24 protein-coding genes are annotated in these 26,499 nt (G+C 63.7%); 11 read left to right on the top strand and 13 right to left on the bottom strand.

Annotated elements, in window-relative coordinates; genetic code table 11:
- Positions 1-10: 10 nt before the first annotated feature.
- The 3 genes from cysG to zwf form a co-directional block, all read right to left on the bottom strand.
- Positions 11-1,453: a siroheme synthase CysG gene (gene cysG / locus OSH12_RS12845; RefSeq protein ID WP_266343964.1), complete on the bottom strand. Its 1,443-nt coding sequence runs from the start codon at positions 1,451-1,453 to the stop codon at positions 11-13.
- Between the two features lie 311 nt (positions 1,454-1,764).
- Positions 1,765-3,579, bottom strand: a complete 1,815-nt coding sequence (gene edd, locus OSH12_RS12840) for a phosphogluconate dehydratase (protein ID WP_266343963.1) — start codon at positions 3,577-3,579, stop codon at positions 1,765-1,767.
- 164 nt (positions 3,580-3,743) lie between these two features.
- The gene (gene zwf / locus OSH12_RS12835; protein WP_266343962.1) at positions 3,744-5,225 is read right to left on the bottom strand and encodes a glucose-6-phosphate dehydrogenase; all 1,482 of its coding nucleotides are present in this window, start codon (positions 5,223-5,225) and stop codon (positions 3,744-3,746) included.
- Positions 5,226-5,424: 199 nt separating this feature from the next.
- Here zwf and OSH12_RS12830 point away from each other — a divergent pair, with 199 nt between their 5' ends.
- From OSH12_RS12830 to OSH12_RS12810, 5 genes are all read left to right on the top strand, one after another.
- On the top strand, positions 5,425-6,327 hold the full coding sequence (locus OSH12_RS12830) for an SMP-30/gluconolactonase/LRE family protein (RefSeq protein ID WP_323180649.1): 903 nt from the start codon (positions 5,425-5,427) through the stop codon (positions 6,325-6,327).
- A 62-nt stretch (positions 6,328-6,389) separates the two neighbouring features.
- Complete coding sequence (locus tag OSH12_RS12825; protein ID WP_266343960.1) at positions 6,390-6,776, top strand: VOC family protein; 387 nt, start codon at positions 6,390-6,392, stop codon at positions 6,774-6,776.
- Between the two features lie 102 nt (positions 6,777-6,878).
- Positions 6,879-7,475: a cysteine rich repeat-containing protein gene (locus OSH12_RS12820; protein WP_266343959.1), complete on the top strand. Its 597-nt coding sequence runs from the start codon at positions 6,879-6,881 to the stop codon at positions 7,473-7,475.
- A 119-nt stretch (positions 7,476-7,594) separates the two neighbouring features.
- Positions 7,595-8,116, top strand: coding sequence for an MbcA/ParS/Xre antitoxin family protein (locus OSH12_RS12815; protein ID WP_266343958.1), 522 nt, complete (start codon positions 7,595-7,597; stop codon positions 8,114-8,116).
- Positions 8,113-8,787, top strand: a complete 675-nt coding sequence (locus OSH12_RS12810; protein ID WP_266343957.1) for an RES family NAD+ phosphorylase — start codon at positions 8,113-8,115, stop codon at positions 8,785-8,787. The genes OSH12_RS12815 and OSH12_RS12810 overlap by 4 nt, the downstream gene beginning before the upstream one ends.
- A gap of 8 nt (positions 8,788-8,795) precedes the next feature.
- On the opposite strand, the gene OSH12_RS12805 is transcribed toward OSH12_RS12810, so the two are convergent.
- The 6 genes from OSH12_RS12805 to OSH12_RS12780 all read right to left on the bottom strand — a co-directional run bounded on the left by OSH12_RS12805 (position 8,796) and on the right by OSH12_RS12780 (position 15,511).
- Complete coding sequence (locus tag OSH12_RS12805) at positions 8,796-9,443, bottom strand: glutathione S-transferase family protein (RefSeq protein ID WP_266343956.1); 648 nt, start codon at positions 9,441-9,443, stop codon at positions 8,796-8,798.
- A gap of 85 nt (positions 9,444-9,528) precedes the next feature.
- Positions 9,529-10,617 (bottom strand): ABC transporter ATP-binding protein, encoded by a 1,089-nt coding sequence (locus OSH12_RS12800; RefSeq protein WP_266343955.1) that lies wholly within the window; start codon positions 10,615-10,617, stop codon positions 9,529-9,531.
- A 30-nt stretch (positions 10,618-10,647) separates the two neighbouring features.
- The gene (gene bglA / locus OSH12_RS12795; RefSeq protein ID WP_266343954.1) at positions 10,648-12,315 is read right to left on the bottom strand and encodes a beta-galactosidase BglA; all 1,668 of its coding nucleotides are present in this window, start codon (positions 12,313-12,315) and stop codon (positions 10,648-10,650) included.
- A 3-nt stretch (positions 12,316-12,318) separates the two neighbouring features.
- The gene (locus OSH12_RS12790) at positions 12,319-13,149 is read right to left on the bottom strand and encodes a carbohydrate ABC transporter permease (RefSeq protein ID WP_266343953.1); all 831 of its coding nucleotides are present in this window, start codon (positions 13,147-13,149) and stop codon (positions 12,319-12,321) included.
- Positions 13,149-14,117 carry a carbohydrate ABC transporter permease gene (locus OSH12_RS12785; protein ID WP_266343952.1) on the bottom strand — a complete coding sequence of 323 codons (969 nt, stop codon included), beginning with the start codon at positions 14,115-14,117 and terminating at the stop codon, positions 13,149-13,151. Before OSH12_RS12785 ends, OSH12_RS12790 begins: the two co-directional genes overlap by 1 nt.
- Before the next feature lie 146 nt (positions 14,118-14,263).
- The gene (locus tag OSH12_RS12780; RefSeq protein ID WP_380224363.1) at positions 14,264-15,511 is read right to left on the bottom strand and encodes an ABC transporter substrate-binding protein; all 1,248 of its coding nucleotides are present in this window, start codon (positions 15,509-15,511) and stop codon (positions 14,264-14,266) included.
- 419 nt (positions 15,512-15,930) lie between these two features.
- Between OSH12_RS12780 and OSH12_RS12775 the strand changes: the two genes are divergently transcribed.
- The 6 genes from OSH12_RS12775 (at position 15,931) to OSH12_RS12750 (ending at position 21,759) form a co-directional block, all read left to right on the top strand.
- Positions 15,931-16,956: a substrate-binding domain-containing protein gene (locus OSH12_RS12775; protein ID WP_266343950.1), complete on the top strand. Its 1,026-nt coding sequence runs from the start codon at positions 15,931-15,933 to the stop codon at positions 16,954-16,956.
- Between the two features lie 63 nt (positions 16,957-17,019).
- A complete protein-coding gene (locus OSH12_RS12770; protein WP_266343949.1) occupies positions 17,020-17,436 on the top strand; it encodes a lysozyme inhibitor LprI family protein in 417 nt (138 codons plus the stop codon).
- Positions 17,437-17,521: 85 nt separating this feature from the next.
- A complete protein-coding gene (locus tag OSH12_RS12765; protein ID WP_266343948.1) occupies positions 17,522-18,460 on the top strand; it encodes a 2-dehydro-3-deoxygalactonokinase in 939 nt (312 codons plus the stop codon).
- Between the two features lie 10 nt (positions 18,461-18,470).
- Positions 18,471-19,103, top strand: a complete 633-nt coding sequence (locus tag OSH12_RS12760; protein WP_266343947.1) for a 2-dehydro-3-deoxy-6-phosphogalactonate aldolase — start codon at positions 18,471-18,473, stop codon at positions 19,101-19,103.
- Between the two features lie 134 nt (positions 19,104-19,237).
- Complete coding sequence (locus OSH12_RS12755) at positions 19,238-21,412, top strand: right-handed parallel beta-helix repeat-containing protein (RefSeq protein ID WP_266343946.1); 2,175 nt, start codon at positions 19,238-19,240, stop codon at positions 21,410-21,412.
- Between the two features lie 149 nt (positions 21,413-21,561).
- Positions 21,562-21,759 (top strand): hypothetical protein, encoded by a 198-nt coding sequence (locus tag OSH12_RS12750; RefSeq protein WP_266343945.1) that lies wholly within the window; start codon positions 21,562-21,564, stop codon positions 21,757-21,759.
- On the opposite strand, the gene urtE is transcribed toward OSH12_RS12750, so the two are convergent.
- The 4 genes from urtE to urtB all read right to left on the bottom strand — a co-directional run bounded on the left by urtE (position 21,749) and on the right by urtB (position 26,237).
- Positions 21,749-22,444: an urea ABC transporter ATP-binding subunit UrtE gene (gene urtE / locus OSH12_RS12745; RefSeq protein ID WP_266343944.1), complete on the bottom strand. Its 696-nt coding sequence runs from the start codon at positions 22,442-22,444 to the stop codon at positions 21,749-21,751. The genes OSH12_RS12750 and urtE overlap by 11 nt on opposite strands.
- Positions 22,445-22,604: 160 nt before the next feature.
- Positions 22,605-23,387, bottom strand: coding sequence for an urea ABC transporter ATP-binding protein UrtD (gene urtD / locus OSH12_RS12740; protein WP_266343943.1), 783 nt, complete (start codon positions 23,385-23,387; stop codon positions 22,605-22,607).
- 5 nt (positions 23,388-23,392) lie between these two features.
- The gene (urtC, locus tag OSH12_RS12735; RefSeq protein ID WP_266343942.1) at positions 23,393-24,547 is read right to left on the bottom strand and encodes an urea ABC transporter permease subunit UrtC; all 1,155 of its coding nucleotides are present in this window, start codon (positions 24,545-24,547) and stop codon (positions 23,393-23,395) included.
- 73 nt (positions 24,548-24,620) lie between these two features.
- Positions 24,621-26,237 (bottom strand): urea ABC transporter permease subunit UrtB, encoded by a 1,617-nt coding sequence (gene urtB / locus OSH12_RS12730; protein WP_266344394.1) that lies wholly within the window; start codon positions 26,235-26,237, stop codon positions 24,621-24,623.
- Positions 26,238-26,499: the final 262 nt, after the last annotated feature.

The raw sequence follows: 26,499 nt of genomic DNA, 5'->3' as shown, positions 1-26,499 counted from the left end.
ATGCTTTGCTTCACGCCGCCATCGCCACGAGCGGCAGCGGCGAAACGCCCAATGCGCTCTCGGCGACCACGCGGCCGACGATGATGACGACGGGGCCGTCGAGTTCCGGGCGGTCGGCGATTTGAGCCAGTTCGTCGAGCCGGCCGGCATAGGCACGGCGATCGGCGCGCGAGGCGTTTTCGATGACGGCGATCGGCGTCGACGGCGACAGGCCGTTCTCGATCAGCTTGCCCGCCACCTTGGTGGCGACGCTGCGGCCCATATAGACGGCGACGGTGGCGCCCGAGAGCGCCAGGCCAGCCCAATCCGGCAGCGTATCGCCGCGCATGTCGTGGCCGGTGGCGACCACCAGGCTGGAGGCGACGTCGCGCAGCGTCAGCGGAATTTCGTTCTCGGCGGCGGCAGCGAAGGCGGCGGTGATGCCCGGGACGATATCGAACGGGATACCGGCGGCGCGCAAAGCTGCCATCTCCTCGCCGGCGCGACCGAAGATCAGCGGGTCGCCCGACTTCAGCCGCACGACGCGGCGGCCGTCCGAGGCTTCGCGAACGAGGATGGCGTTGATCTCGTCCTGGCTGGCGGCATGCGCGCCCTTGGCCTTGCCGACATAGATCCTGAGCGCATCGCGGCGGCCCATGGCGACGATCGCGTCCGGCACCAGCTTGTCATAGACGATGACGTCGGCTTCCTGCAGCAGGCGCTGCGCGCGCAGCGTCAGCAGGTCTTCCGCGCCCGGCCCCGCACCGACAAGGCTGACATGGCCGACGCTGGTTGTTTTCGACGTCTCGGCTGCGCGATCAATATCCGCGATCGCATCCGTTGCGCCGTCTTCGATCTGGCCGGCCAGAACCTTGGCAGCGGTCGGACCGGTGAAGAAATGCGCCCAGAAGCGACGGCGCCCCTCGCCTGTGCCGATCTTCGCCGCAACCTGCCCCCGCAGGCGTTCGGCCAGATCGGCGAGATCGCCAAGGCGCGGCGACAGCATCGCCTCGATGCGGGCGCGCACATGCCGCGCCAGAACCGGGGCCGCACCTTCCGTCGAGATGGCAATCGACAGCGGTGCGCGATTGACCAGCGCGGGCGTGTAGAAATCGCAGAGATCGGGGCGATCGACGACATTGACCGGTACGCCGACAGACTTGGCGAGATCGCGCACGGCGCGGTCCGCTTGCAGTTCGCCGGTCGCGGCAAAGACGAGCGCCGCATCGGCGAGATCGGCAGCGACAGGCACCCGGCGCTCCAGCGTTGCGCCAGCGGCTTCGAGATCGCGCTGTGCTTCAGCCTCCAGCTCGACTGCGAAGACGACGAGATCGGCGCTCGTCTCGGAAAGCAGGCGAATCTTGGCCGCCGCTTCGCCACCGCCACCGACGATCACGACCCGACGACCCTCGACCTTGTGAAAGGCGGGAAACGTGCCGAGCTTGCGCTGAACCGAACGATGGATCGGGGCCATCCGTCTCTCCCTGAGCGCGGTCCGAAGAAAGGACCACGCGAAGTCTGGAACGATTGCAGACTTTGTAGAGACTTGCCCGACGGAAGACGACGGCACGCATTCCAATCTCTGGAAGTACGGCGGAAAAACATTCCACTGTTGCCCGTACACACAGCGGTGCGTGCGTATTTCGAGTGGGCCGATTGCAGAACTTCAGATTTCGCGCCCCTTGGCGCGAATGACGTCTTGATCTCGCAACGATGAGATCAAGACGTTGATCACGAATACACGACTTACCTTATCGCCTTTATCGAGACACCGCCTGCGCGCCCCTAGAATACGCCAGCGCCCAGCTCGGCCGGGGCAGCGTTGGCGCGGAACATGGCGAAGAGCTCTCGGCCAATGCCGAACTCGTTGCCGGCAAGATCCACCACCGCAAGCTCGCGTGCCGCGAAAGTCTCGGCGTCGACCAGGACTTCCAGCGTTCCCGCCACCGCATCGACCCGCACGATGTCGCCATCATGCACCTTGCCGATGGCGCCGCCGGCCGCCGCTTCCGGCGTGACGTGGATCGCCGCCGGCACCTTGCCGGATGCGCCCGACATGCGGCCATCGGTGACCAGCGCCACCTTGAGGCCGCGATCCTGCAGCACGGCGAGCGTCGGCGTCAGCTTGTGCAGTTCCGGCATGCCGTTGGCGCGCGGACCCTGGAAGCGGATGACGGCGATGAAATCATGCGTCAGCTCGCCGGCCTTGAACGCGTCGATCAGCGCGTCCTGGGTGTGGAACACCCGAGCCGGCGCTTCGATGACGTGGCGATCCGGCTTCACGGCCGAGACCTTGATGACGGAGCGGCCGAGATTGCCCTCCAGCACCTTGAGGCCGCCCGATGCTTGGAAGGCCTTGGATACCGGAGCCAGCACCTTCTCGTCGAGGCTAACCTTCGCCCCTTCCTGCCACTCGATGACGCCCGCCTCGTTGACCTTCGGCTCGACGGTGTAGCTCGAGAGGCCGGGGCCCCAGACGGTCTTGACGTCTTCGTGCACCAGACCCGCCTGCAACAGCTCGCGGATGAGGAAGCTCATGCCGCCTGCCGCGTGGAAATGGTTCACGTCGGCAAGGCCGTTCGGATAGACGCGCGTCAGCAGCGGCACGACGTCGGAAAGGTCGGAGAAGTCGTCCCAGGTCAGCTGGATGCCGGCAGCCTTGGCCATGGCGACGAGGTGCATGGTGTGGTTGGTCGAGCCGCCGGTGGCGTTGAGGCCGACGACGCCGTTCACAACCGCCTTCTCGTCGATGATCTCGCCGATCGGCGTGAACTCGTTGCCGAGCGCGGTGATCGCCAGCGCGCGCTTGGCGGCGGCCTTGGTCAGCGCGTCGCGCAGCGGGGTGTTCGGATTGACGAAGGACGAGCCCGGCAGATGCAGGCCCATGATCTCCATCAGCATCTGGTTGGTATTGGCAGTGCCGTAGAAGGTGCAGGTGCCGGGGCCATGATAGGAAGCGCTCTCGGCTTCGAGCAGGTCGGCGCGGGTCGCCTTGCCTTCGGCATAAAGCTGGCGGATGCGGGCCTTTTCGCTGTTCGGCAGGCCAGAGGTCATCGGTCCGGCCGGAATGAACACCGCCGGCAGGTGGCCGAAGGTCAGCGCCGCGATCAGCAGGCCGGGAACAATCTTGTCGCAAATGCCGAGATAGACGGCGGCGTCATAGGTGTTGTGCGACAGGCCGATCGCCGCCGACATGGCGATGGCGTCGCGCGAAAACAGCGACAGCTCCATGCCGGTCTGGCCCTGGGTGACGCCGTCGCACATGGCCGGGACGCCGCCGGCAACCTGCGCCACGCCGCCGACTTCGCGGGCCGCCTGGCGGATCAGCTCGGGATAGGTCTCGTAAGGCTGATGCGCCGAGAGCATGTCGTTGTAGGACGTGATGATGCCCAGATTGGGCGAGACGTCGCCCTTCAGCACAGCCTTGTCGGACGGGCCGCAGGCGGCGAAGCCGTGAGCCTGGTTACCGCAGGCGAGCGCCGCACGACGCGGTCCGGCTTCCTTGGCGGCGGCCAGGCGATCGAGATAAAGCCCGCGCGTCTGTTCGCTGCGAGCCCGGATCCGATCGGTCACTTCGAGGACCTTGGGGTGAATGGTCATGATGTGGTGTCTCCTGGACGTCCGAACGGGCGAGAAGCAGGGTGGCGCCTGCTCACTCCAAACCCCTCAACGGAACCCCTCCGGGAGCGGGAGAGGGATTCCCGCTCGGTCGATTTTTTTGAGTATGGGCCGCTCGCCGGTTTTGGAGGCGAGCGGCGCGATCCTCAGGCGCCTTCTTCGTGCCAGGTGCGCCCGTCGCGCTCGATCAAGGCGATCGACGAGGACGGTCCCCATGTTCCGGCCGTATAGGCCTTCGGCGCCTCGCGCGAATTGGCCCAGCCGTCGAGGATCGGGTCGATCCACTTCCACGCCGCCTCGACTTCGTCGCGCCGCATGAACAGCGTGGCGTTGCCGCGGATGACGTCCATGATCAGCCGCTCATAGGCTTCGGGGCTGCGGATCTTGAAGGTCTCGGCGAAGCTCATGTCGAGCGGAACATGGCGAAGGCGCATGCCGCCCGGGCCCGGATCCTTGATCATCAGCCAGAGACGCACGCCCTCGTCGGGCTGCAACCGCATGATCAGCTGGTTGGAAGCGAGCTGGCCGGCGGCGCCTTCGAAGATCGAATGCGGGATCGACTTGAAGTTGACGACGATCTCGGAAAGGCGCGACGGCAGGCGCTTGCCGGTGCGGATATAGAACGGGACGCCAGCCCAGCGCCAGTTCTCGATCTCCGCCTTCACCGCGACGAATGTCTCGGTGTTGGATCCATCATTGCCGAGTTCTTCCAGATAACCCGGAACCGGGCCGCCTGCCGAAGCGCCGGCCTTGTACTGGCCGCGCACGGTGACGGTCTCGACATCGCCATCGACGATCGGCTTGAGCGCGCGCAGCACCTTCAGCTTCTCGTCGCGCAGCGCGTCGGCGTCGAAGCGGCTGGGCGGCTCCATGGCCACGAGGCAGACGAGCTGAAGGATGTGGTTCTGCACCATGTCGCGCAGCGCGCCGGCAGTGTCGTAATAGCCGGCACGACCTTCGACGCCGAGGCTCTCGGCGACGGTGATCTGCACGTGGTCGATGTGGTTGGCGTTCCAGAGCGGCTCGAACAGAGCGTTGGCGAAGCGGAGCGCCATCAGGTTCTGCACCGTCTCCTTACCGAGGTAATGGTCGATGCGGTAGATCTGGCTCTCCTTGAACACCTTGCCGATCGAGTCGTTCAACTCGTTGGCGGAGGCAAGGCTCTTGCCGATCGGCTTCTCGATGATGACGCGGGTCTTCGGCGTCACGAGGTGATGCGCACCGAGGCCTTCGCAGATGATGCCGAACAGATCCGGCGCCACGGCGAGATAGAAGGCGCGGATACGATCCTTGCCGCCTTCCAGCGCCTTGGCGAGATCGGGCCAGCCGGCCTTTTCCGCGGTGGCGTCGACGGAGACATAGGTGATGCGCTTCAGGAACGAGGCGACCTGCTCCGGCTCACGCTCCTCGACCGGCACGAACTTCTCCAGCGCCGCTTCGGTCAGCTTCCGGTATTCGTCGTCGCTCATCGGTCGGCGCGAAACGCCGATGATGCGCGCGACGGAAGGAATCTGCTCGTCACGATGGCGGTGGTAGAGCGCCGGCATAAGCTTGCGATAAGCGAGATCGCCGGTAGCGCCGAAGACGACGAGATCGAAGGGGTCGACGGCGATGATACGACTGGTCATGAAATCCCTCTTTCCGGTGTCAGCCGGACCTCAACTGGTCTGCCCTGTGTCCTAATCAATTCCGCTACATAAGTTGAGGGAAAAAATTAGAGCATCGAAATAAAAACTTTGCGACAAGATTCGCGTGTGGTGGTGTTCGCGCCACGCTATGCGATTTCAGTGAGTTGGACGAGGCCCGCTCCGGCGGGGTAAAGGGGAAATGTCGATGGCGGATCCGGTTTGCGTTGTGCCCGCGGGCGATCGTTGCGGCGAAGGTGTGGTGTGGAGCGCCGCCGAACAGGTTGTGTATTGGACCGATATCAATCGTTTCCTCGTTCATCGCTACGATCCTGCGACCAAAACGACGCAGAATTGGCTGTTCGACGAGCCCGTCACCACCATCGGCCTGACCGACCGGGCGGATACGCTGATTCTCGCGCTCGGCTCGAAGGTAATTCTCTGGCAGCCCGCCAATGACGCGCGCGCCGACTTCGCCTTTCCGGAGAAAAACACACCGAAAGCACGGCTGAATGACGGCAGGCCGGATCCGTTCGGCAATCTCGTCGTCGGCTCGATGTTCAACAATGTCGCGCCGGATGGTTCGGGCGTCGACATCACCGGCCCGGCGCTGGGCGGCCTCTACCGCGTGACCAAGGATGGCGCCAGCGAAACGATCCAGTCGGATATCGGCATTTCCAACACCATGTGCTGGGACTTGTCACGCAACCGCTTCTACACCGGCGACACCATGAAGAACGAGCTTTGGTCGTTCGACTATGACCCGGCGACGGGCGCGGTTTCCGGTGAGACCGTCTGGTTTTCGGGTTTTGAGCGCGGCTCGCCCGACGGTTCGCAGATCGACAGCGAAGGCTATGTCTGGAACTGCCGCTATCATGGCGGCTGCATCGTCCGCATCTCGCCCGAGGGCAAGGTCGACCGCGTTCTCGACATGCCGGTCTCCAACATCACCAACTGCACCTTTGGCGGCGCGGATTTGAAGACGCTCTACATCACCACCGCCCAGGGCGGCGACGGCCCGCTCGAGCGCCTGGCCGGCGGCCTGTTCGCCGTCGAGCTCGACGTCGCGGGCGTGGCGGAAAACGTGTTCAAGATCGACGGCTGAAGACGGAATTTCCGGGGCGCAGCCCGCGCCCCGGATATTTCCAGCCTATCGGAGAGCGACGAATGCCGATCGTCGACATCGACCATGTACAACTCGCCATGCCGGCGGGTTGCGAGAACGCGGCGCGCGGCTTTTATGGCGACCTGCTCGGCCTGGCCGAGCTTGCCAAGCCGGCCAATCTGGCCCGGCGCGGCGGCGTCTGGTTCCAGGCAGGGTCGCGCCAGCTTCATCTCGGCGTCGAGGCGGACTTCCGTCCGGCGAAAAAGGCGCATCCGGCCTTTCTCGTCCACGACCTCGCCGAACTCCGCCAACGCCTGCTCGCGAATGGCCACGCACTCCAGGATGACGAGCCGCTCGCCGGCTACGACCGCTTCTATGCCAGCGACCCGTTCGGCAACCGGCTGGAATTCCTAGAACCGAAGGATGGTCCCGGCATCGCAACGAAATAATCTCTGTTTCGATAGGGCAATCCATGCTGCCAGGCGTCGATTGCGGGCAAATTGCCGCTACGGAAGCCTCATGGTAAGAAACTCCCCTTTTGGGAGGACTTCATGGCTCGACCCATTTCGCGTTTCTTGCAGGTCTTCGCTTCGGCGGCCTTCGCCGTCATCCTCGGTTTCGGCCTCTTGCCCGTGATGGCGCAAACGCCGAGCAAGGCGCAGCAATCCGCGATCCGATCCGCCTGCCCCACCGATTATCGCACCTACTGCGCCAGCGTACCGCCCGGCGGCATGCCCGCGCTGAATTGCCTGCAACAGAACGTCGCCAAGCTGTCGGACGCCTGCCGTACGGCGGTGCAGGCGGTTGGCGGCAGCGCCGCGGCACCAGCCACGCAACCGGCAGACGCGACGGCACCGGCCGGAGACGCCACAAAGCCGGCCGCAAAGACCACCGGCGCCGCACCTGCCACCAAAGCGCCTGCGGCAGCCGCCAAGACACCACCGGCCGCTGCAGCGGCAACGCCGCCGGCCGTCAATCTGGCTCCACGCCAGGAGGCGGCATTGATCCGCCAATCCTGCAGCCGGGACTTTCGCACTCATTGCCGTGGCGTTCCGATTGGTGGCGGTAACGTCATCGCCTGCCTGAAGGCAAACGCCGCCTCGCTCTCACCCCGCTGCCAAAGCGCCCTCGCCCCGTTCGCACAATGATCCGGCGCGGCTAGAAGCCGACCGGACCAGACCGTGCTCCTGTCGCCCGCCTTGCGTACAAAGCCTTGCGCTTGTCCAGATCCGGACTATATTGTCCTTAACTGGATAAGGAGCTTGTCATGACCCGCCTCGCGCGAACGTCGAACGCCCTGACTCAGCCCGCGCCGATGGTGGCGGATCGCTACAGCGCGGCTGCCCGCCGCCGGATGAGCGGCCCCGGGTTGCGAACCTTCAGCGCCATCGCCGACACATGGGGCCTGACCGAGGCCGAGCGGATGCGCGTGCTCGGCCAGCCCGGACGCTCGACCTATTTTGGTTGGCTCGCCAAAACGCGGGCTGGTGTCGACCTCACCCTGCCCGTCGATACGCTGCTTCGCATCTCGGCCATCCTCGGCATCTACAAGGCGCTGAAAATCGTCTTCCAAAGTGACGTTGAGGCTAACAGATGGTTAACAGCCGGTAACAGCGGACCGCTGTTCGGCGGCCAGTCGCCGCTGGCGCTGATCACGGCCGGAACGCAGGACGGGCTGATGCTGGTGCGCCGCCATCTCGACGCCTGGCGCGGTGGGTTGTTCTCCGCTCCCCTGCCCGGTTTCGATGATATCGACCCGATCGAGACGAGCGACATCGTCTGGGCATGACGTCATCCGAATTCCCGCAGGTTGCGATCGACCAGCCGACGCATCGGCTGATTCCCTCGCGTTTTCCGCCCGTCGCCGCCTTCGAGGACGTCGCATCGGCCGACGACCTCGCGGATGTGATGGAACTGGAAGGCTGGACCAATGACCGGCTGGTGGCCGAGCGCGCCGCCCGCCTGCCGCGATCCGAATGGGCCTATGGCCGACCGAACGCCAGCGTCATCATGGCGTCCTTCCTGCACACGCCGCCATCGGGCCTGCGCTTTTCCGGCGGGGCGCTCGGGGCGTGGTATGGCGCGTTAGCGGTCGAGACCTGTATCGCCGAAGTGGCCCATCATCTGCGACGCGAGATGCTGCGTAGCGGCGCGGAGCGTTTCGTCACCACCTATCGCGCTTATACCGCCCGCATCGACGGCGCCTATTGCGACATCCGAAACCGGCAGAACGAGCGGCCGCACCTCTATTCACGCAGCGACTATGCCAGCGCGCAGGCATTTGGCGAGGCGATCCGGGCCGAGGGGGGCGATGGCGTCCTGTTCGACAGCCTGCGCCATCGCGGCGGTACCAATCTCTGCGCCTATCGACCCAGCAAGGTGCAGGACGTCACCCAGGCCGGCCATATCGAACTGACCCTGCGCACGGAAGGCAAGATTGTCGCCCGGCGGCTTGCCTAGAGCGTCTACTAGCCGGGGAACATGTCGAAGTAGGGCTTCGCCTCTTCCAGCACGCGGGCGTAGGAGGGCCTGTCCAGCAGCCGGCCGAAATAGCCGGCAAGGGCTGGATGTGTCTCGCCGAAGGGCTGCACCTTGTCGGCATAGAAGAGAGCCGGCGCGGCGGCGCAATCGGCGAGGGAAAAGTCCTCGCCCATCGCCCAGAAACGCTGGTCCATCTGCTTTTCGAGGATGTCGTAAGATGTGAGCAACGTCGTTCTCGCCGCCTCGACGCCGAACGGATCCTTGCTTGCGTCCGGGCGCAATCGGTCGACGACAATCTTCTGCATCGGCTCATGCACGTAGAGATCATAGAAGCGGTCGGTGAGCCGGGTCTGCCAGGCGCGTTCCGGATCTTCCGGGATGAATTTCGTCGGCCCCGGGTAATAGGTCGCGAGGTATTCGATGATGATGGTCGCCTCGGGCACCGTCTGGCCGCGGACCTGGTCCAGCAGCACCGGCATCTTGCCGATCGGCCAGAGCGCGTTGAATTCCGCCCGAACCGTCGGGTCGCCGAGATCGAGGAAATGGGTCTTGAAAGGCGTATCGTTCTCGTAGAACGCGATCAGCGCCTTGTGGCAGTAGGACGCGAGCGGATGCATGTAGAGCGTAAGCGTCATGGCAACCTCGCTATCTCGTTACTCCCGTCGACCGACCGGCAGGCCGATCGACGGGCCATAGAATTGGCATGCGTTGGCGCGCCGATCAGGTCCGCCGATAGGCAACGCCCTTTTCGTCAAACACCTGCAGATGCTTCAGCGGCGAGGTCAGCGCGATCGTCTCGCCCTTGGTGAAGGGAATGTCGTTTTCGAGCTTGGCGACGATCGGCTCTTCAGTGCCGATATCGACATAGATCAGCGTCACTTCGCCAAGCTGCTCGACGATATCGATGGTGCCACGGAAGATGGCGTCATCGCCGGTGGTGATCTGAAGATCTTCGGGGCGGACGCCGAAGGTTCCCTTCGCGCCGGCTGCACTTTCCGGGATCGAGGCTTGAATCCGGATCGAGCCGCAGCCATTCGGGCGAATGGTCGGATTGGCGCCGCCGGATTCGATCACGCAGGGGATGGTGTTCATCGACGGCGAACCGAGGAACTTGGCCACGAACAGATTGTCGGGATGGTGGTAGAGCTCCATCGGTGCGCCGACCTGCTCGACCCGACCGCCGTTCAGCACGACGATGCGGTCGGCCAGCGTCATCGCCTCGACCTGGTCGTGCGTGACATAGATCATCGTCACGCCGGCCATGCGCTCATGCAACTTGTTGATCTCGATGCGGGTCTGCACGCGCAGCGCCGCATCGAGGTTGGACAGCGGCTCGTCGAACAGGAACACTTTTGGGTCGCGCACGATGGCGCGGCCGATGGCGACGCGCTGGCGCTGGCCGCCGGAAAGCTGCTTCGGCAGGCGGTCGAGATAGGGCGTGATCTGCAGGACATTGGCCGCCTCGCGCACGCGGCGATCGATCTCTTCCTTGCCACCGCCGCCGATCTTCATGCCGAAGGCCATGTTGTCGTAGACGGTCATATGCGGATAGAGCGCGTAGCTCTGGAACACCATGGCAATGCCGCGCTTAGACGGCGCCAGCTGGTTCACCACCTTGCCGTCGATCTGCAGCGTGCCGGAGGTGATGTCCTCGAGCCCTGCGATCAGGCGCAAAAGCGTGGACTTGCCGCAGCCGGACGGACCGACGAAGACGACGAACTCACCCGACTTGATGTCGAGATCGATGCCATGCAGCACCTTCACGGTGCCGTAGGCCTTCCGGATATCGCGTAGCAGCAAGCCAGCCATATGGTTTCCTTCCCGTGCCCGTTTCTTGTTTCAGGCGATCTTGCCGAAGAATGCGTCGCGTCCGCCGAGGCTGACGGTCCGACCCGCCGCGTCGAGCCCGGCCTTGAAGCCATGCCCGTCGAGCGCCGTGAGTTTCATGCCAGCCGGCACCGCGAAGCTGGCGCCGGAACTGCCGAGATTGAAAACGCAAAGGATTTTCTCGCCGCCGTCTTCGCGCACGAAGGCCAGCACATCGCCAGGCGCATCGACAAATTCAATCGAACCATCGCGCAACGCCGGATGGGCGCGTCGGAAGGCGATCATCTGGCGGTATTGAGCCAGGACCGACGACCGGTCCGACGTCTCGCGATTGACGGCCTTGGCAATGTGTTCCGGCGGTACCGGCAACCACGGCTTGGCCGACGAGAAACCGGCATAGGCGCCGTTCGATTCCCAGACCATCGGCGTGCGACAGCCGTCGCGACCCTTATATTCCGGCCAGAAGCGAATGCCGTAGGGATCCTGCAGATCCTCATAGGCGACGTCGGCCTCGGTCAATCCCAGTTCTTCGCCCTGATAGAGGCAGACCGAGCCGCGCAGCGAAAGCAGGATGCCGGCGGCGATCTTCGCGACCCCGTCAAAGTCGCCATCGCTGGTCCAGCGCGAGACATGGCGCACGACATCGTGGTTGGAAAACGCCCAGCATGGCCAGCCATCGCCAACGATTGCCTCGAACGCCTTCACCCGCTGGACGAAATGCGCCTTCGAGAAGATCGGGCTGAGGAAGTCGAAAGTGTAGGACATGTGCAGCTTGTCGCCGCCGGACGTATAGGCCGCCATCGTCTTCAGCGAGCGCGGACCGTCGCCGATCTCACCGACGGTCGTCTTGGCCGGATAGCGGTCGAGCAACGCGCGCAGGCGCTTCAGGAATTCTAGGTTTTCCGGCTGGCTCTTGTCGTGGATATGGTCCTGCCAGTTATACGGATTGACGGCCGGCGCCTCGGGCGAACTGCGGTCTTCCAGCGAAGCGGGCGGATTGTTCTCCAGCCCCTGCGAGTGGACATAGAAGTTCACGGTATCGAGCCGGAAACCGTCAACGCCGCGCTTCAGCCAGAACTCGACCGAGTCGAGCAACGCGTCCTGCGCCGCCTGCGAGTGGAAGTTGATGTCCGGCTGCGAGGTCAGGAAGTTGTGCAGGAAATACTGGCAGCGGGTGGTGTCCCATTCCCAGGCCGAACCGCCGAAGATCGACAGCCAGTTGTTGGGCGGCGTGCCGTCCGGCTTGGCATCGGCCCAGACATACCAGTCCGCCTTGGCATTGGTCTTGGAAGAGCGGCTTTCCTTGAACCAGGCGTGCTGGTCGGAGGTGTGCGACAGCACCTGGTCGATCGTGACCTTGATGTTGCGCGCGTGCGCTTCGGCGATCAGGTGGTCGAAATCCGCAAGCGTGCCGAACAGCGGGTCGACGGCGCAATAGTCCGAGACGTCGTAGCCAAAGTCCTTCATCGGCGACTGGAAGAAAGGCGAAATCCATATCGCATCGACGTCGAGCGAGGCGATGTGGTCGAGCCGACCGGCAATGCCCTTCAGGTCGCCAACGCCGTCGCCGTCCGTGTCCTGGAACGAGCGCGGATAGATCTGGTAGATCACCGCGCCGCGCCACCAGTCTGCATCGGCGGCGTGCGAGGCGATCCCGCCGCCGGAAACAACTTCACTCATCCATCAGCCCTTTACGCCGCCGGCGGTCAGGCCGGAAATGATCTTGCGTTGGAAGATGAGGACCAGCACGACCAGCGGCACGGTGACGATCACCGACGCGGCCATGATGTTGCCCCAGGGGATTTCATACTGGCTGCTACCCGAGAGCAGCGCGATCGCCACCGGCACCGTGCGGGTGGCGTTGGACGAGGTGAAGGTCAGAGCGAACAGGAACTCGTTCCAGGCGGCGATGAAGGCGAGCAGGCCCGTCGTCACCAGCGCCGGCCACATCAGCGGCATGAACACCTTGGTGATGATGATCCACGGCGAGGCGCCGTCGACGATCGCCGCTTCCTCGATCTCGATCGGCAGGTCGCGCATGAAGGTGGTCAGCACCCAGACGGTGAACGGCAGGGTGAAGATCATGTAGGCGAAGATCAGCGCCAGCGGCGTGTTGAAGATGCCGAAGAAGCGGATGATCTCGAACAGGCCAGCCAGCACCGCGATCTGCGGGAACATAGACACCGACAGGATGGTGAAGAGCAGCAGCGAGCGACCGCGGAAGCGGACGCGGGCGAGTGCGAAAGAGGCCGTGATCGCCAGCAGTAGCGAGATCGCCACCACCACGGTCGACACCAGCAGCGAGTTGCCGAGATTGCGGACGAAGCTGCCCGTGGTCAGCACGGAGATGTAGTTGTCGAGGGCGAAGGTCCTCGGCCAGTAGTCGACGCGGAACAGATCCGTGCCGGATTTGAACGAAGTCAGGATCGCGTAATAGAACGGAAACAGCGAGATGAAGACGATCCCGATGACGAGGCCGTAGAAGGCGACGCGCTTGGCAAGGGTCCAGAGCATTATCGGCCTCCGTCGAAATTGACGCGTCCGACGACGATGTAGACCACCGTGATGACCGCCAGGATCAGGAACAGGAAGGTCGCGGCGGCTGAGCCGTAAGCGAACTTGTCGAAATCGAACAGGTTCTCGCGGGCGTAGACCGACATGGTCTTGGTCTGCGAATTGTTCGGCGTCAGCACGTAGATCAGGTCGAAGATGCGCAGCGCATCGAGCATGCGGAAGATCACCGCGACCATCAGGGCCGGGCGGATCAACGGCAGCGTCACCTTGAAGAAGACCTTGACCGGATGGACGCCGTCGATCTTGGCGGCCTCGTAGATGTCACCCGGCACCATCTGCAGGCCGGCGAGGATCAGCAGCGCCATGAACGGCGTCGTCTTCCAGATGTCGACGATCAGCACCGCGAACATCGCCGTGTCCGGATTGGCGGTCCAGGCGATCTTGCTGGAGATGATGCCGAGATTCATCAGGATGTCGTTGATGATGCCGAACTGGTCGTTCAGCATCCAGCCCCACATCTTGGCGGAGACGACGGTCGGGATCGCCCAGGGGACGAGGATGGCGGCGCGGACAATGCCACGGCCCTTGAATTCAGCGTTGAGCACCAGCGCTACGATGATGCCGAAGATCGTCTCCAGCGTCACCGAGACGATGGTGAATTTGACGGTGTTCCAGACGGCGCGCCACCAGATCGGGTCGGCGAGCAGGCCGTCATACAGGACCTTGCCGCTCTTCAGCGTGGTGATGGACAGATAATTCTCGAAGCCGATCCACTGCGCCGCATCGATGTTGGCGAGCGAGGCGTCGGTGAACGAGAAATAGATGCTTCGCACCAGCGGCCAGCCGGCGACGAGAGCGAGGACGATCAGCATCGGGGCGAGGAAAATCCAGGCCGAACGCACCCGCTGGCGCATCAGGTCGGAGCGCATGCCTGCGATGGGCACGGCAATTGTCTCGGCTACCGCCATGTTCTCGGCTCTCGCTGTTTGGACCAATGGCTCGGCATTGAACGGGAAAGGCGTGGCGAAACCTTACGGTATCCGCCACGCGGAACGGGTCAATGGGCGATGCCGGCGGTCAGGCTTGGGAACGCCGGCATGGCTTGCGTCTGGCTTTACCAGCCGGCGCCCTTGAGCTTGGTCAGCTTGGCCTCGAGCATTTCGAGGTTATCGGCTGCCGAGCCGTTGCCGCTGAGCGTGTCGTGGGTCGCGGTCCAGAAGTTGGACGACACTTCGTTGTACTTGACCTTGGCCGGAGCCGAAGGACGCGGCACGGCATTCTGGAAGACTTCCTTCCAGCGCGGGATGATCGGCTGATCCTTGGCGATGTCGGCATCGTCATAGAGAGCCTGGATCGTCGGCAGGTTCGAAGCCTTGAGAGCCTTGAGCTTCTGCATTTCCGGCGAAGCGACGAACTTGACCAGTTCGATCGCTTCCTTCGGGCTCTTGCTGTACTTCGAGACGGCCAGGTTCCAGCCGCCCAGCGTTGCGGCGGACTTGGCGCCCTCACCGGAGCCTGCCGGCAGCGGGACGACGTCGAACTTGCCCTTCACGGCCGAGTCGGCGCCATTGCCGAGACCGAAGGCATACGGCCAGTTGCGCATGAACACGGCATTGCCGGTCTGCCAGACGCCGCGGGCTTCTTCTTCCTGGTAGGCGAGCACGCCGGGCGGCGAAATGGTGTTGACCCAGCCCTTGGCGCGATCGAGCGCAGCGGCTGCCTGCGGGTTGTTGATTGAGATCGAACCATCGGCCTCGATGATCTGGCCGCCGCCATTCGACTTGACCCATTCGAGCGCGTTGCAGGTCAGGCCTTCATAGGAATTGCCCTGCCAGACGAAGCCCCAGATATCCTTGGAGCCGGCTTCGCGCTCTTTGTCCTGGACTTCCTTCGCGGTTACGGCGAGTTCGTCCCAGGTCTTCGGCGGCTGCTTGCCGTACTTCTCGAGCAGGTCCTTGCGATAGTAGAGCGCCGGCGCATCGGTGAAGATCGGCAGCGCGACGAGCTTGCCGTTCACGGTCTGCGATTCGATGATCGACGGGAAATGCGCGCCGACGACATCCTTGGTGGCGTCCGTCAGGTCGAGCAACTGCTCGGAGAGCTGCGGCGCCCAGATGACGTCGGTCTGGTAAACGTCGATATCCGAATTACCGGCCGCGAGCCAAAGCTTGTACTGACCGAACTGATCGCTGGTCGACGACGGCATCGGCACGATCGTGACCTTGTTGCCGGTGTTCTTCTCGAAGATGTCGAGCTGCTCACGCAGCACGGCGAGACCGTTGCCCGTATCGCCGGACACGATCGACAGATTGGCGGCATTGGCGGCGCTGCCCATAAGGACGACGCCGGCCCCGAAAGCCATAAGCGCAGTGCGCAACTTCATTGCGAGAACCCTCCCTGAGAAATATCGCGTGACAGGAGCCTCGAAGCTACTGCGACCACTGGGTGCCGTGCACCGCGGAAGCCCGCCTCTCCTCCCCCTAAGCACTCCCGACAAAGGTGGATCCCCTTCACCGGCCTCAAAGCGCTTTGAAGGCGATCAAACCGGCAACGCCCCTCGCTGTCAACCCCGACGCCGATCCGTGTGACTGTGCGTTGCAGCATGATTTATTGTAAATTCATATGACAAAACATAATACTTACTTGATTCATTGACGATTTCTGAGGCTATTGCCGGTGACGCACTGCAGCAGACATCTCAGATCTCCGGCCGCTATCGAAAGCTCACTTGCGCGCCGGTTTGAAAGCGCTTTGAATGTTTCCGGGGAGGACACATTTCCAATGAGACTGAAGGAACTGGCGCTGCATCTCGGCCTGTCGCAGACGACGGTGAGCCGCGCGCTGAACGGCTATCCCGAGGTCAATGCGGAAACGCGGCGCCGTGTGCTGGATGCCGCGCGCCACTACGACTATCGCCCCAATGCCAGCGCCCGTCGCCTTGCCACAGGGCGCTCCAACGCCATCGGCATCGTGCTGCCTACCGACCGCAACATGCTGCTCGATCCCCACTATGTCGAGTTCCAGGCAGGCCTCGGGGAGCGGCTGATGAAGGACGAGATCGACATCGTGCTGTCGCCGTCGCGCGCCGGTGACGAGCTGGCGACCTACCGGCGCATGGCGATCAGTTCGCGCGTCGACGCCGTCATCCTGTCGAGCCCGACCTTCAACGATCCGCGCATCGCACTTCTGACCGAGCTTGGCCTGCCCTTCGTCGTGCATGGCCGTTCGGAATGCCCGATCCCGCACGCCTGGCTCGACATCGACAATGAGGGCGCATTCCGACATGCGACCAAACATCTGCTCGATCTCGGTCATCGCCGCATCGGCCTTATCAATGGCGAGACGCGCCAGACCTTTGCCGTCGACCGTGAGCGCGGGCTTCGCCAGGCGCTGGCCGACCATGGCGTCGCCGTCAATGAGAGCCTGATCGCCGAGGGCATCATGACGGACGAGACCGGCTACCGGATCACCGCCCGCTTCCTGGCCCAGAGCCCGCGCCCGACCGCGCTGCTCGTGTCGTCGATGATGATGTCGCTCGGCGCGCTGCGGGCCATCCGCTCGGCCGGCCTCGAGCTTGGCCGCGACATCTCGATGATCGCCCATGATGACGTCATCCCCTTCCTCAATCCGGACGCCATGGTGCCGACCATGTCGACGACGCGCTCGTCGATCCGCGCCGCGGGCACGCGGGTGGCTGAACTTCTGATGGAAATCATCGCCGAAGGCCGCGCCCCCACCAGCATCCACGAACTCTGGCCGGTGGATCTTGTCGTTCGCGCCTCGACAGGACCCGCGCCACGGGATTGACCGCGCCTCCCGTTCAGGACGAAATCCGGACAGAGTGATTTGCTTCAAAAGGAGTGGAACGCGATGCGCCTGATTCTGGCCGGCCTGCTGTTCTTGGCGGGAGGCGCTCTATTCTCCCCAGCCCTGGCGCAGGACAACGCCGTCGATCCGATCGACGCCACCCTTTCCCAATGCCTCGAAAAGCCGGCGGCGGACAGCACGACCGGCATGGTCGCCTGCTTCAACGCCGCGCGCGATGCGTGGGAGAAAGAGGTGGTCCGCGCCTATTCCAACCTGTCCGCGACACTCGACGCCCGTTCGCGCGGGATCTTGCGGGGCACGCAGAAACAGTGGGAGGCCTATAAGGCCGCCGAGCAACGCTTCCAGCAGGCACGTTGGGCCCGCGACCGCGGGACGATGATCGCGGTGACGCTCGCTTCGCAAAACGCCGACCTCTTCAAGAACCGTGCCTTGACGCTGCGAGGCTATAAGGCCGAGTGAGACGTCGCCGCTGTCAGCTTGACACCGAGGCTCGATAGTCGAACAACCGTTCCATATTTTTCCAGATTTAGAACTTACGGACCGAATGATGCCCGCCGATCGCTTTGCCAACGCAACCCTCATCGCCGTCGACTGGGGCACGACCCGCTGCCGCGCCATGCTGCTGGATCGTGAGGGCGCCATCCTCGCGGAGGCAGATAGCGCAGACGGAATCGGCGCGCTCGGCGGTGTCGGGCATGAGGATGCCTTCCACGCGCTCGTGGCGAATTGGCCAAAAGTTCCCGCGATCATGGCGGGCATGGTCGGCAGCCGGCAGGGTTGGCACGAAGCCGCCTACATCCCCGTACCCACCTCGCCGGACGCGCTGGCCGGAGGCTTGCTGACGTTCCAGACCGCCGACCATCGCCAGATGGCGATCGTGCCGGGGCTGGTGCTGCGTTCGGAAGCGCGCGACGGCGACGTCATCCGCGGCGAAGAAACCCAGCTTGTCGGCCTGATGGAGGAGGAGCCCGATTTCGACGGCATCGCCATCCTGCCCGGCACCCATTCCAAATGGGCGGCGATCTCGAAGGGTGAGATCACGACCTTCCAGACCTTCCTGACCGGCGAGATGTTCGATCTCCTGGCGCGGAAGTCATTCCTGCGCCATTCGGTGGCGGAAGATGCCGACGATATCGCCGGCTCGCCGCATTTCGCCCTCGCGGTGAAGCGCAGCGTCGAAGAGGGCCTTCCCTTCCTCGGCGCGATCTTCTCCGTCCGCGTCCGCCAGTTGCTGGACGGCGTCTCCGGCGATGACAATCTCGCCTATCTATCGGGCCTCGTGATCGGCGGCGAAATTGCCGCCGCCCGCCAGATGGGCCTGCTCGATGCCGACCGCCCCATTCGCATCGTCGGCTCGCGAACACTCGCGCGCTCCTATCATGCCGCCTTCCAGGTCGCCGGCCATCCGGCCGAGACGCGGGACGGCTCCGCCCTCGTCCGCCGTGGTCTTGTACGACTTGCCCGCGCCAACGGCCTTCTTTGAGATTGAAACGATGACCCATCCCCTGTTCGGTTCACATATCCCCATCGTCGCCATCCTTCGCGGCATCACCCCTGCCGAGGCCGACGACGTCTTCGACGCGTTGATCGAAGCCGGCATCACGCTGATCGAGGTTCCGCTCAATTCGCCTGAACCGTTCGTCTCGATCGAAAAGATGATCAAGCGCTCGGCCGGCCGCGCCAAGATCGGCGCTGGCACGGTGCTGACCGAAGACCATGTCCAGGCGGTCAAGGATGTCGGCGGCGAACTGATCGTCTCACCGAACGCGGATCCGGCTGTCATCCGCAAGACCAAGGCGCTCGGCATGGAATCCTATCCCGGCGTCTTCACGCCGACCGAGGCTTTCGCGGCGCTCGCGGCTGGTGCCGACGCGCTGAAATTCTTCCCCGCGGAATTGATCGGCACGTCGGGCATCAAGGCGATGAAGGCCGTGTTGCCGAAGCATGTGCCGGTGCTCGCCGTCGGCGGCGCCAATGAAACCAATTTCGGCGACTACATCCAGGCCGGCTGCGCCGGCTTCGGCATCGGCTCCAACATCTACAAGCCCGGCATGACGGCGGCCGATGTCGGCGAGCGCGCGCGCAAGCTGGTGGCGGCATTCAAGGCCGCAACTGGCGCTGCGTAAGCTCAGTTTTACATTGGTCTAATAAGAAAACATATTTGTTTTCAATGACTTGATTCGATCCTATACCGCCCGGCAGTCATTGCCGGGCGTTTTGTTTCAAAGCCCGGTGCAGTTTGGAACCGGGACCTGCCATCATGCGATCCTCCGTGATCACAGCGCTTCTGTGCGCTGCTTCGACACTCGCCATAACCACCTCCGCCAAGGCCGATGCCATCGGACCGACGGTCGAGATCACGCTGGGAGGCGGCCAGGAAAACGGCGCCATCGGTGGCTTCGATATCTTCCTGCCATTCGGGTTTGGCGATCGTTCGATTGGTTTCGGCGACCTGCGCGGCCACATGAACAACGACCAGATGGACCAGCTTTCGGCCGGTCTGGGTTGGCGCATGCAACTGGACGGTGTCTGGACGGTCGGCGCATACGGCTATTATGACTATCTCCACACCGGCTACGACAACGACTTCCACCAGATTTCCGCCGGCGCCGAGCTGATCTCGCGCGACATGGTGTTTCGCCTGAACGGCTATCTGCCCTTCGGCGACAAATACGGCTCGGCCGCCGAGGCCAATGCCGCGCTGATCGAAGCCGGCCGCCTTGTGTTCCGCGCCGGACAGGAGCATGCGCTCGCCGGCTTCGACGGCGAGGCTGGATTCCGCCTGCCCATGTTCGACGCCAAGTCGCCGGCGCAGATGATGCTCTACGGTGGCGGCTACTGGTATGATGGCGACAGGCTCGACGACATCACCGGCGTCAGCGCCCGGGCAGAACTGTCGTTCTCCGACCTGCCGGGCTTCACCACCGGTTCGACCTTCAGCCTGTCGGCCGGCTTCACCTATGACAATGAGGACAAGGCCGAGGGCCAGTTCCTCGCCCGCCTGCGCATTCCGCTCGGCAAGGCGGGCCCGGCGCTCGCCGCACGCGATCCGCTGATGCAGCGCGTCGAGCGCGCCAACTTCATTCGCACCGGCGTCGGCGCGACGGGCGATGCGGAAGCCGCGATTTATGCCGATACCGGCAATGTCGTCGGCAATGTCCGCACTGTCTCCTCGGCCACCGGCAATGCGGCGGCCATCAACGAGACCATCGCGGCGGCCGGCGAGAACGCGCTGATCCTCGCCGATGGCGTGATCCAGCTTGACCAGACACTGCTGCTCTCCTCCGGCCAGTTCATGGTCGGCGGCCAGGGCGGCCTGGAAATCATCGGCGCCCGCAGCGGCGGCGCGGCGACGTTCACGCGCTCCGGCGCGGAAACCAAGCTGGTCGGCAGCACCACCACGTCCGACGTTCTCGCCATGGCCGATGACAGCGGCGCGGTCGGCCTGTCGATCCGTGGCGGGCGCGACGGCGTTGGCGCCAACGGCGTCGAAAACATCACGCTGCGCAACCTCGACATCGCCGAAACGGCCGGCCACGGTATCTTCCTCAGCGAAGTCGACGGCGCCCTGATCGAAGGGACGCGCATCCACGACCTGACGATCTGCTCCAACAACACGACCTGCGAATTCTCGATCTTCAATCCCGATCGCAGCGTGCCCAACACGGCAATCTCGCTGTTTTCGTCCAACGACGTCACGATCCGCGACGTCGCGATCGAGAACGTCACCTACGGCATCTTCGCCAATGCCGCGTTTGAAGATGATGCAGACTGGAAGCTCTTCGCACCCAATCCCACGACCGGTCTGGCAATCGAGAACGTCTCGATCACCAACACGCGCCGGGAAGCGATCCAATTGGTCGGCGCCGAGGACGTGTCGATACGAAACCTGAAGATCGACAATTCAGCCGCGGCGCGGACGATGGACTTGATCGTCATCATGTCCTCGACCGGCATCAGCATGGACGGACTGACCCTGATCGGCGGTGTCAACGCCCTTCAGTTCATCGGCCCGTCCAGCTTCGCCAACGCCGCCAGCGACATCCAGGTGTCGAACGTGACGATCGACGGACCGAGCCGCAGCGGCATCATGCTCAACATGGGCTCGACCGACATCGCCTTCTCGAACATCGTCATCCGGAACGCGGAAGAACACGGCATCTATCTCTACGGCCCGTCCTACAGCTTCATGGGCCCGCTCGAAAATATCAGCTTCGACAATGTGAATGTTGAGAGCTCGGGGCTTGAAGCCGTGCATCTCAGTGGCAATCTTACGAACATCTCCGGCAATATCGACGTTGCCGAAGGTGCAGTGGATTGCGTTGCGGATTCGGGAGCCTGGACGTCAACGGACCTGATTCAGAACGGCGGCCAGACGTTCTCGGTCGGCGGAACGGTGATCGCAGCTGGCACCTTGGCGACCAGCTGCCACTAAGGTTCGACGGCGAAGCAACAAGCTGGGTTCACGCAAGCGAGGCTTTTCCCCCTCAAGCGAAAGTGAACCCAGCGTGTGACGTCCGTCATAAATTCCGCACATAGATCCGGTTAGTATGCGTACATCGAAGCGAGATCAGGAGAACCGTCATGGACGTTTCCACCGCCTGCTTCCCACGGGAGGCTTCACTCAACGAACTGCTGCATGAGCCGATCATCGCCCTGATGATGGCCAGTGACGGCGTGCATTCGGATGATATCCGGAATCTCTATCGCAAGATGGAGCGCAAGGTCGAAACGCGGCGCAGCCGCGACCTCGACGCCATGGAGCGCTGCTTCATACGGTAAGATGGGCGCGGACGATGTCCGAGCCCATTTCGGATTGCGGACCCGAGACAACAATCTCGCCACGATCCATCACTGCAAAATTGTCGGCAAGCTCATGCGCGAACTCAAAATATTGTTCCACCAGCAGAATGGCCATCGTGCCTTGCTGGCGGAGCCATGTGATCGCGCGGCCGATATCCTTGATGATCGATGGCTGGATGCCTTCCGTCGGTTCATCGAGGACGAGCAGCCGCGGTCGCATCACCAGCGCCCGGCCGATGGCCAGTTGCTGCTGCTGACCGCCTGACAGGTCGCCGCCTCGACGGCGAAGCATGTCCTTCAGCACTGGAAACAGATCGAACACATAATCGGGAATGTTGCGCTCGCGACGAGAGAGCGGCGCGTAACCCGTTTCCAGATTCTCCTTGACCGACAGGAGCGGGAATATTTCCCGCCCCTGCGGTACATAGGCGATGCCGGCCTTGGCTCGCTCATGTGGCGCCATGCGGCCGAGCGGCTTGCCTTCCCAGAGGATCTCGCCGCCGGCAATCGGCTTCTGGCCGACGATGGCGCGCAACAGGCTCGTCTTGCCGACGCCGTTGCGGCCCATCAGGCACGTCACCTTGCCGGTTTCGGCCGAGAGCGAGACATGGCGCAGCGCCTGCGCGGCTCCGTAAAAAAGATCGACGTTCTTCGCTTCGAGCATGATCAGCCCCTCTCGCCATCCGGCAGCTTTGTCATTTCCGTCATCCGCGCCACAGCGAGGCTCCATGCCGCCGAGCGGCGCAGTTTTGGCCCGCCTCGCTTTTTCGGCGGCGTATCGGACCCGGGAACCTTGGTATCGCTTGTAGGTTCGGTCGCCATCGCTAGCGTCCCAGATAGACTTCGATGACCTTAGGATCGGCCGAGACGACGTCGAGCGAGCCTTCCGAGAGCACAGAACCCTCATGCAGGACGGTCACCTTGACGTCGAGGTCACGCACGAAGGTCATGTCGTGCTCGACTACCACGACCGATTTCGTCTTGGCGATTTCCTTGAGCAGGATGGCCGTTTCGGCGGTTTCGGCGTCAGTCATTCCGGCGGCCGGCTCGTCAACCAGCAGCAGCTTGGGCTCCTGCGCCAGCAGCATGCCGATCTCCAGCCATTGCTTCTGGCCATGCGAGAGATTGGCGGCGAGCCAGTCGCGCTTGTCGGTCAGGCGGATCGTCTCGAGGATTTCTTCCACCCGCGCGATCTCGGCCTTTGTGGTGCGGTGGAACAAGGTGGCGAAGGGCTTGCGCACGCCGGCCAGCGCCAGGTCGATATTGTCCCAGACGGTATGGCTTTCGAAGACGGTCGGCTTCTGGAATTTTCTCCCGATGCCGAGCGACGCGATCGAGGCCTCGTCCATGCGGGTCAGGTCGGTGTCGCCGGCGAAATAGACATCGCCGGAGTCCGGCTTGGTCTTGCCGGTGATGACATCCATCATCGTCGTCTTGCCGGCGCCGTTGGGACCGATGATCGCCCGCATCTCGCCGGGCTCGATCACCAGCGACAGCCCCCGCAGCGCCTTGAAGCCGTCGAAGGAAACGCTGACGCCGTCGAGGTAAAGCAGGGAATCCTTGGCCTTGGCGTGCGCGACCTTGGTTGAATCGATGGGCGTGTTCATGGCGATCACTCCGCTGCCTGGACGGCGGCGCCAGGCGCCACGACGTCCTCGATCGGCTTTTCGGCCGGCTTCCTATCCTTTTTTGCCATCAGTGTGCCGACGACGCCCTTGGGCAAGAACAGGGTAACGAGCACAAACAGGCTGCCGAGCACGAACAGCCAGTATTCCGCCATCATGCCGCTGGTGAACCAGGTCTTGCCGAAATTCACGAGCAACGCACCGACGATCGGGCCGATCAGCGTGCCGCGACCACCGACCGCCACCCAGATCACCGCCTCGATCGAGTTGGCGGGAGCAAATTCGCCGGGATTGATGATGCCGACCTGCGGCACGTAGAGCGCGCCGGCGACGCCGGCCATCATGGCCGACAGCGTCCAGACCACGAGCTTGTAGCCCTCGACCCGGTAGCCGATGAAGCGGGTCCGGCTTTCGGCGTCGCGGACAGCGACCAGCACCTTGCCGAATTTTGACGCAATCACCGCGCGGCAGATCCAGAAGCCCGCCGCCAGCGCCAGCGCCGAGGCGAAGAACAAGGCGCCGCGCGTGGCATCCGCCTGGATGTCGAAGCCCAGGATGTCCTTGAAGTCTGTTAACCCGTTGTTACCCCCGAAGCCCATGTCGTTGCGGAAAAAAGCGAGCAACAAGGCATAGGTCATCGCCTGGGTGATGATCGACAGATAGACGCCGGTGACGCGGCTTCGGAAGGCGAACCAGCCGAACACGAAGGCGAGCAGGCCGGGTACCAGCAGCACGATGATGGCGGCGAACCAGAAGTGGTCGAAGCCGGTCCAGAACCAGGGCAGTTCCTTCCAGTTCAGGAAGACCATGAAGTCCGGCAGGATCGGATTGCCATAGGTGCCGCGATCGCCGATCTGGCGCATCAGGTACATGCCCATGCCGTAGCCGCCGAGCGCGAAGAAGGCGCCGTGGCCAAGCGATAGGATGCCGCAAAAGCCCCAGACCAGATCGACCGACAGCGCCAGCAACGCATAGGTCAGGTATTTGCCAAGCAGGGTCAGGACGTAAGTCGGCACATGGAACGGGCTCGACGGGTCGGTGGCGAGGTTCAGCACCGGCAGCAGGATGCCGATGCCGAGGATGACCAGCAGGACGATCGAGGTGCGGCGGTCGAGCGCGCGCAGGATGAAGCTTGTCAGCATGACTGGAGCCCTTTCTTCACCTCTGCCTGAGGGAGAGGTCGGAGCGCCGCCGCAGCGGCCCGTGACAAGTCACTCATGCTTCCACCGCCCGGCCCTTGAGGGCGAACAGGCCGCGCGGGCGCTTCTGGATGAACAGGATGATGAAGACGAGCACCAGGATCTTGCCGAGCACGGCGCCGGCATAGGGCTCGAGGAACTTGTTGGCGATGCCGAGCGTGAAGGCGCCGACCAGCGTGCCCCAGAGATTGCCCACCCCGCCAAACACCACGACCATAAAGCTATCGATGATGTAGCCCTGGCCGAGATTGGGGCTGACATTGTCGATCTGGCTGAGCGCCACGCCGGCGATGCCGGCAATGCCCGAGCCGAGGCCGAAGGTCAGCGCGTCGACCCAGGGGGTGCGGATGCCCATCGAGGAGGCCATCGGCCGGTTCTGCGTCACGGCGCGGGTCTGAAGCCCGAACGAGGTGCGCTTCAGCACCAGCATCAGGGCGGCGAAGACGACCAGCGAGAAGACGACAATCCACATCCGGTTGTAGGTGATGGTCAAATTGCCGAGTTCGAACGCGCCCGACATCCAGGACGGATTGCCGACCTCGCGGTTGTTGGGGCCGAACCAGGTGCGGATGGCCTGCTGCAGGATCAGCGACACGCCCCAGGTGGCGAGCAGCGTCTCGAGCGGCCGGCCGTAGAGATAGCGGATCACCATGCGCTCGATCAGCACGCCGACGAGGCCTGCAACCAGGAAGGCGAGCGGCAGCGCGATCGCCAGCGACCAGTCGAACAGCCAGGGCGCGTTGTTGCGGATCAGTTCCTGCACGACGAAGGTGGTGTAGGCGCCGAGCATGACCATCTCGCCATGCGCCATGTTGATGACGCCCATGACGCCGAAGGTAATGGCGAGGCCGATGGCGGCCAGCAGCAGCACGGAGCCGAGCGAGACGCCGTAGAGAATGTTCTGCGCGCCGTCCCAGAGTTTTAGCGTACCCCGGATCGAGGTGAGCGCGTCGGCGGCGGCGGTCTTGACCGCACCATCCGCCGAGGACGCCTCAATGGCGGTCAACTGACCGAGCACGTCGCGGCCGCCCTTGGTCTGCAATACGTGGATGGCGGCGATCTTGTCGGCGTCGGGCTGGTCGGATTTCAGGACGGCGGCGGCGCGGGCCAGTTGCAGCGTCGCGGCGATGCCGGCGTCGGACTCCTTGGCGATCGCCTGGTCGAGCAGCGAGATCTGCGCCGGGTCGCCATTCCGAAACATGTCGGCGGCGGCCAAGCGGCGCTTGGCAATGTCGGGGCTCATCAGCGTCAGCGAGCCGAGCGCGGTTGTCACCGCCTCGCGGACGGCATTGTTGACCTTGATCTTGTCGATCTCGCCGGAGGTGGCGGTGCCGGCATCCGTCCCGGTGGCGGGATCCGTCAGCTTGAAGCCGTCCTCGGCCTTGGTGGCGGCGAAGACGGCGCGATCGGACTTGCGCACATAGAGATCACCGGTGGAAAGCGACTGAAGGATCGGCGCCACGGCTGGGTCACCGGTCGCGGCGAGCGCGCCGACGGCCTGCCGGAGCGCGGCGTAGCCAGACTTGCCGAGCCCATCGACCAGCGGCTTCAGATCGTCGGCATGGGCCGCGGGGATCGCGGCGAGCACGACGAGAGCCAGGGTGGCGAGAAGGGTCTTGAAGCGGGAGATCATGTCGACCACGGGATTGTCCTCAGGCTTGGAGCCTCAGTTATTCGGAAGCGGTTGGTCGTAGGTACGCGGTTCGAGACGCCCGCTTGGCGGGTTGCTCACAATGTCGAGGGCTGGGGTCAAAGCGTTCGGCACCACCCGCAGCACTCAGCTTCCATCATCCTGAGGGGCCCGAAGGGCCGCCTCGAAGGACGCACCCCCTTGGGTCCGTCCCTCTTCGATGAAAGTCGGGAGGCGGACGCGCCGCCTCCCGTTTGGCTCAGGC

This window comes from Kaistia terrae, from assembly GCF_026344005.1.
Taxonomy (GTDB): domain Bacteria; phylum Pseudomonadota; class Alphaproteobacteria; order Rhizobiales; family Kaistiaceae; genus Kaistia; species Kaistia terrae.
This window is presented reverse-complemented; position numbering and strand designations above follow the sequence as displayed.

Excerpts from the sequence above, each read along its gene's own strand:
- cysG (WP_266343964.1), bottom strand. The coding sequence starts at position 1,453 with ATGGCCCCGATCCATCGTTCGGTTCAGCGCAAGCTCGGCACGTTTCCC.
- edd (WP_266343963.1), bottom strand. The coding sequence starts at position 3,579 with ATGACCATTCACCCCAAGGTCCTCGAAGTGACCGATCGGATCCGGGCT.
- zwf (WP_266343962.1), bottom strand. The coding sequence starts at position 5,225 with ATGACCAGTCGTATCATCGCCGTCGACCCCTTCGATCTCGTCGTCTTC.
- OSH12_RS12830 (WP_323180649.1), top strand. The coding sequence starts at position 5,425 with ATGTCGATGGCGGATCCGGTTTGCGTTGTGCCCGCGGGCGATCGTTGC.
- OSH12_RS12825 (WP_266343960.1), top strand. The coding sequence starts at position 6,390 with ATGCCGATCGTCGACATCGACCATGTACAACTCGCCATGCCGGCGGGT.
- OSH12_RS12820 (WP_266343959.1), top strand. The coding sequence starts at position 6,879 with ATGGCTCGACCCATTTCGCGTTTCTTGCAGGTCTTCGCTTCGGCGGCC.
- OSH12_RS12815 (WP_266343958.1), top strand. The coding sequence starts at position 7,595 with ATGACCCGCCTCGCGCGAACGTCGAACGCCCTGACTCAGCCCGCGCCG.
- OSH12_RS12810 (WP_266343957.1), top strand. The coding sequence starts at position 8,113 with ATGACGTCATCCGAATTCCCGCAGGTTGCGATCGACCAGCCGACGCAT.
- OSH12_RS12805 (WP_266343956.1), bottom strand. The coding sequence starts at position 9,443 with ATGACGCTTACGCTCTACATGCATCCGCTCGCGTCCTACTGCCACAAG.
- OSH12_RS12800 (WP_266343955.1), bottom strand. The coding sequence starts at position 10,617 with ATGGCTGGCTTGCTGCTACGCGATATCCGGAAGGCCTACGGCACCGTG.
- bglA (WP_266343954.1), bottom strand. The coding sequence starts at position 12,315 with ATGAGTGAAGTTGTTTCCGGCGGCGGGATCGCCTCGCACGCCGCCGAT.
- OSH12_RS12790 (WP_266343953.1), bottom strand. The coding sequence starts at position 13,149 with ATGCTCTGGACCCTTGCCAAGCGCGTCGCCTTCTACGGCCTCGTCATC.
- OSH12_RS12785 (WP_266343952.1), bottom strand. The coding sequence starts at position 14,117 with ATGGCGGTAGCCGAGACAATTGCCGTGCCCATCGCAGGCATGCGCTCC.
- OSH12_RS12780 (WP_380224363.1), bottom strand. The coding sequence starts at position 15,511 with ATGGCTTTCGGGGCCGGCGTCGTCCTTATGGGCAGCGCCGCCAATGCC.
- OSH12_RS12775 (WP_266343950.1), top strand. The coding sequence starts at position 15,931 with ATGAGACTGAAGGAACTGGCGCTGCATCTCGGCCTGTCGCAGACGACG.
- OSH12_RS12770 (WP_266343949.1), top strand. The coding sequence starts at position 17,020 with ATGCGCCTGATTCTGGCCGGCCTGCTGTTCTTGGCGGGAGGCGCTCTA.
- OSH12_RS12765 (WP_266343948.1), top strand. The coding sequence starts at position 17,522 with ATGATGCCCGCCGATCGCTTTGCCAACGCAACCCTCATCGCCGTCGAC.
- OSH12_RS12760 (WP_266343947.1), top strand. The coding sequence starts at position 18,471 with ATGACCCATCCCCTGTTCGGTTCACATATCCCCATCGTCGCCATCCTT.
- OSH12_RS12755 (WP_266343946.1), top strand. The coding sequence starts at position 19,238 with ATGCGATCCTCCGTGATCACAGCGCTTCTGTGCGCTGCTTCGACACTC.
- OSH12_RS12750 (WP_266343945.1), top strand. The coding sequence starts at position 21,562 with ATGGACGTTTCCACCGCCTGCTTCCCACGGGAGGCTTCACTCAACGAA.
- urtE (WP_266343944.1), bottom strand. The coding sequence starts at position 22,444 with ATGCTCGAAGCGAAGAACGTCGATCTTTTTTACGGAGCCGCGCAGGCG.
- urtD (WP_266343943.1), bottom strand. The coding sequence starts at position 23,387 with ATGAACACGCCCATCGATTCAACCAAGGTCGCGCACGCCAAGGCCAAG.
- urtC (WP_266343942.1), bottom strand. The coding sequence starts at position 24,547 with ATGCTGACAAGCTTCATCCTGCGCGCGCTCGACCGCCGCACCTCGATC.
- urtB (WP_266344394.1), bottom strand. The coding sequence starts at position 26,237 with ATGATCTCCCGCTTCAAGACCCTTCTCGCCACCCTGGCTCTCGTCGTG.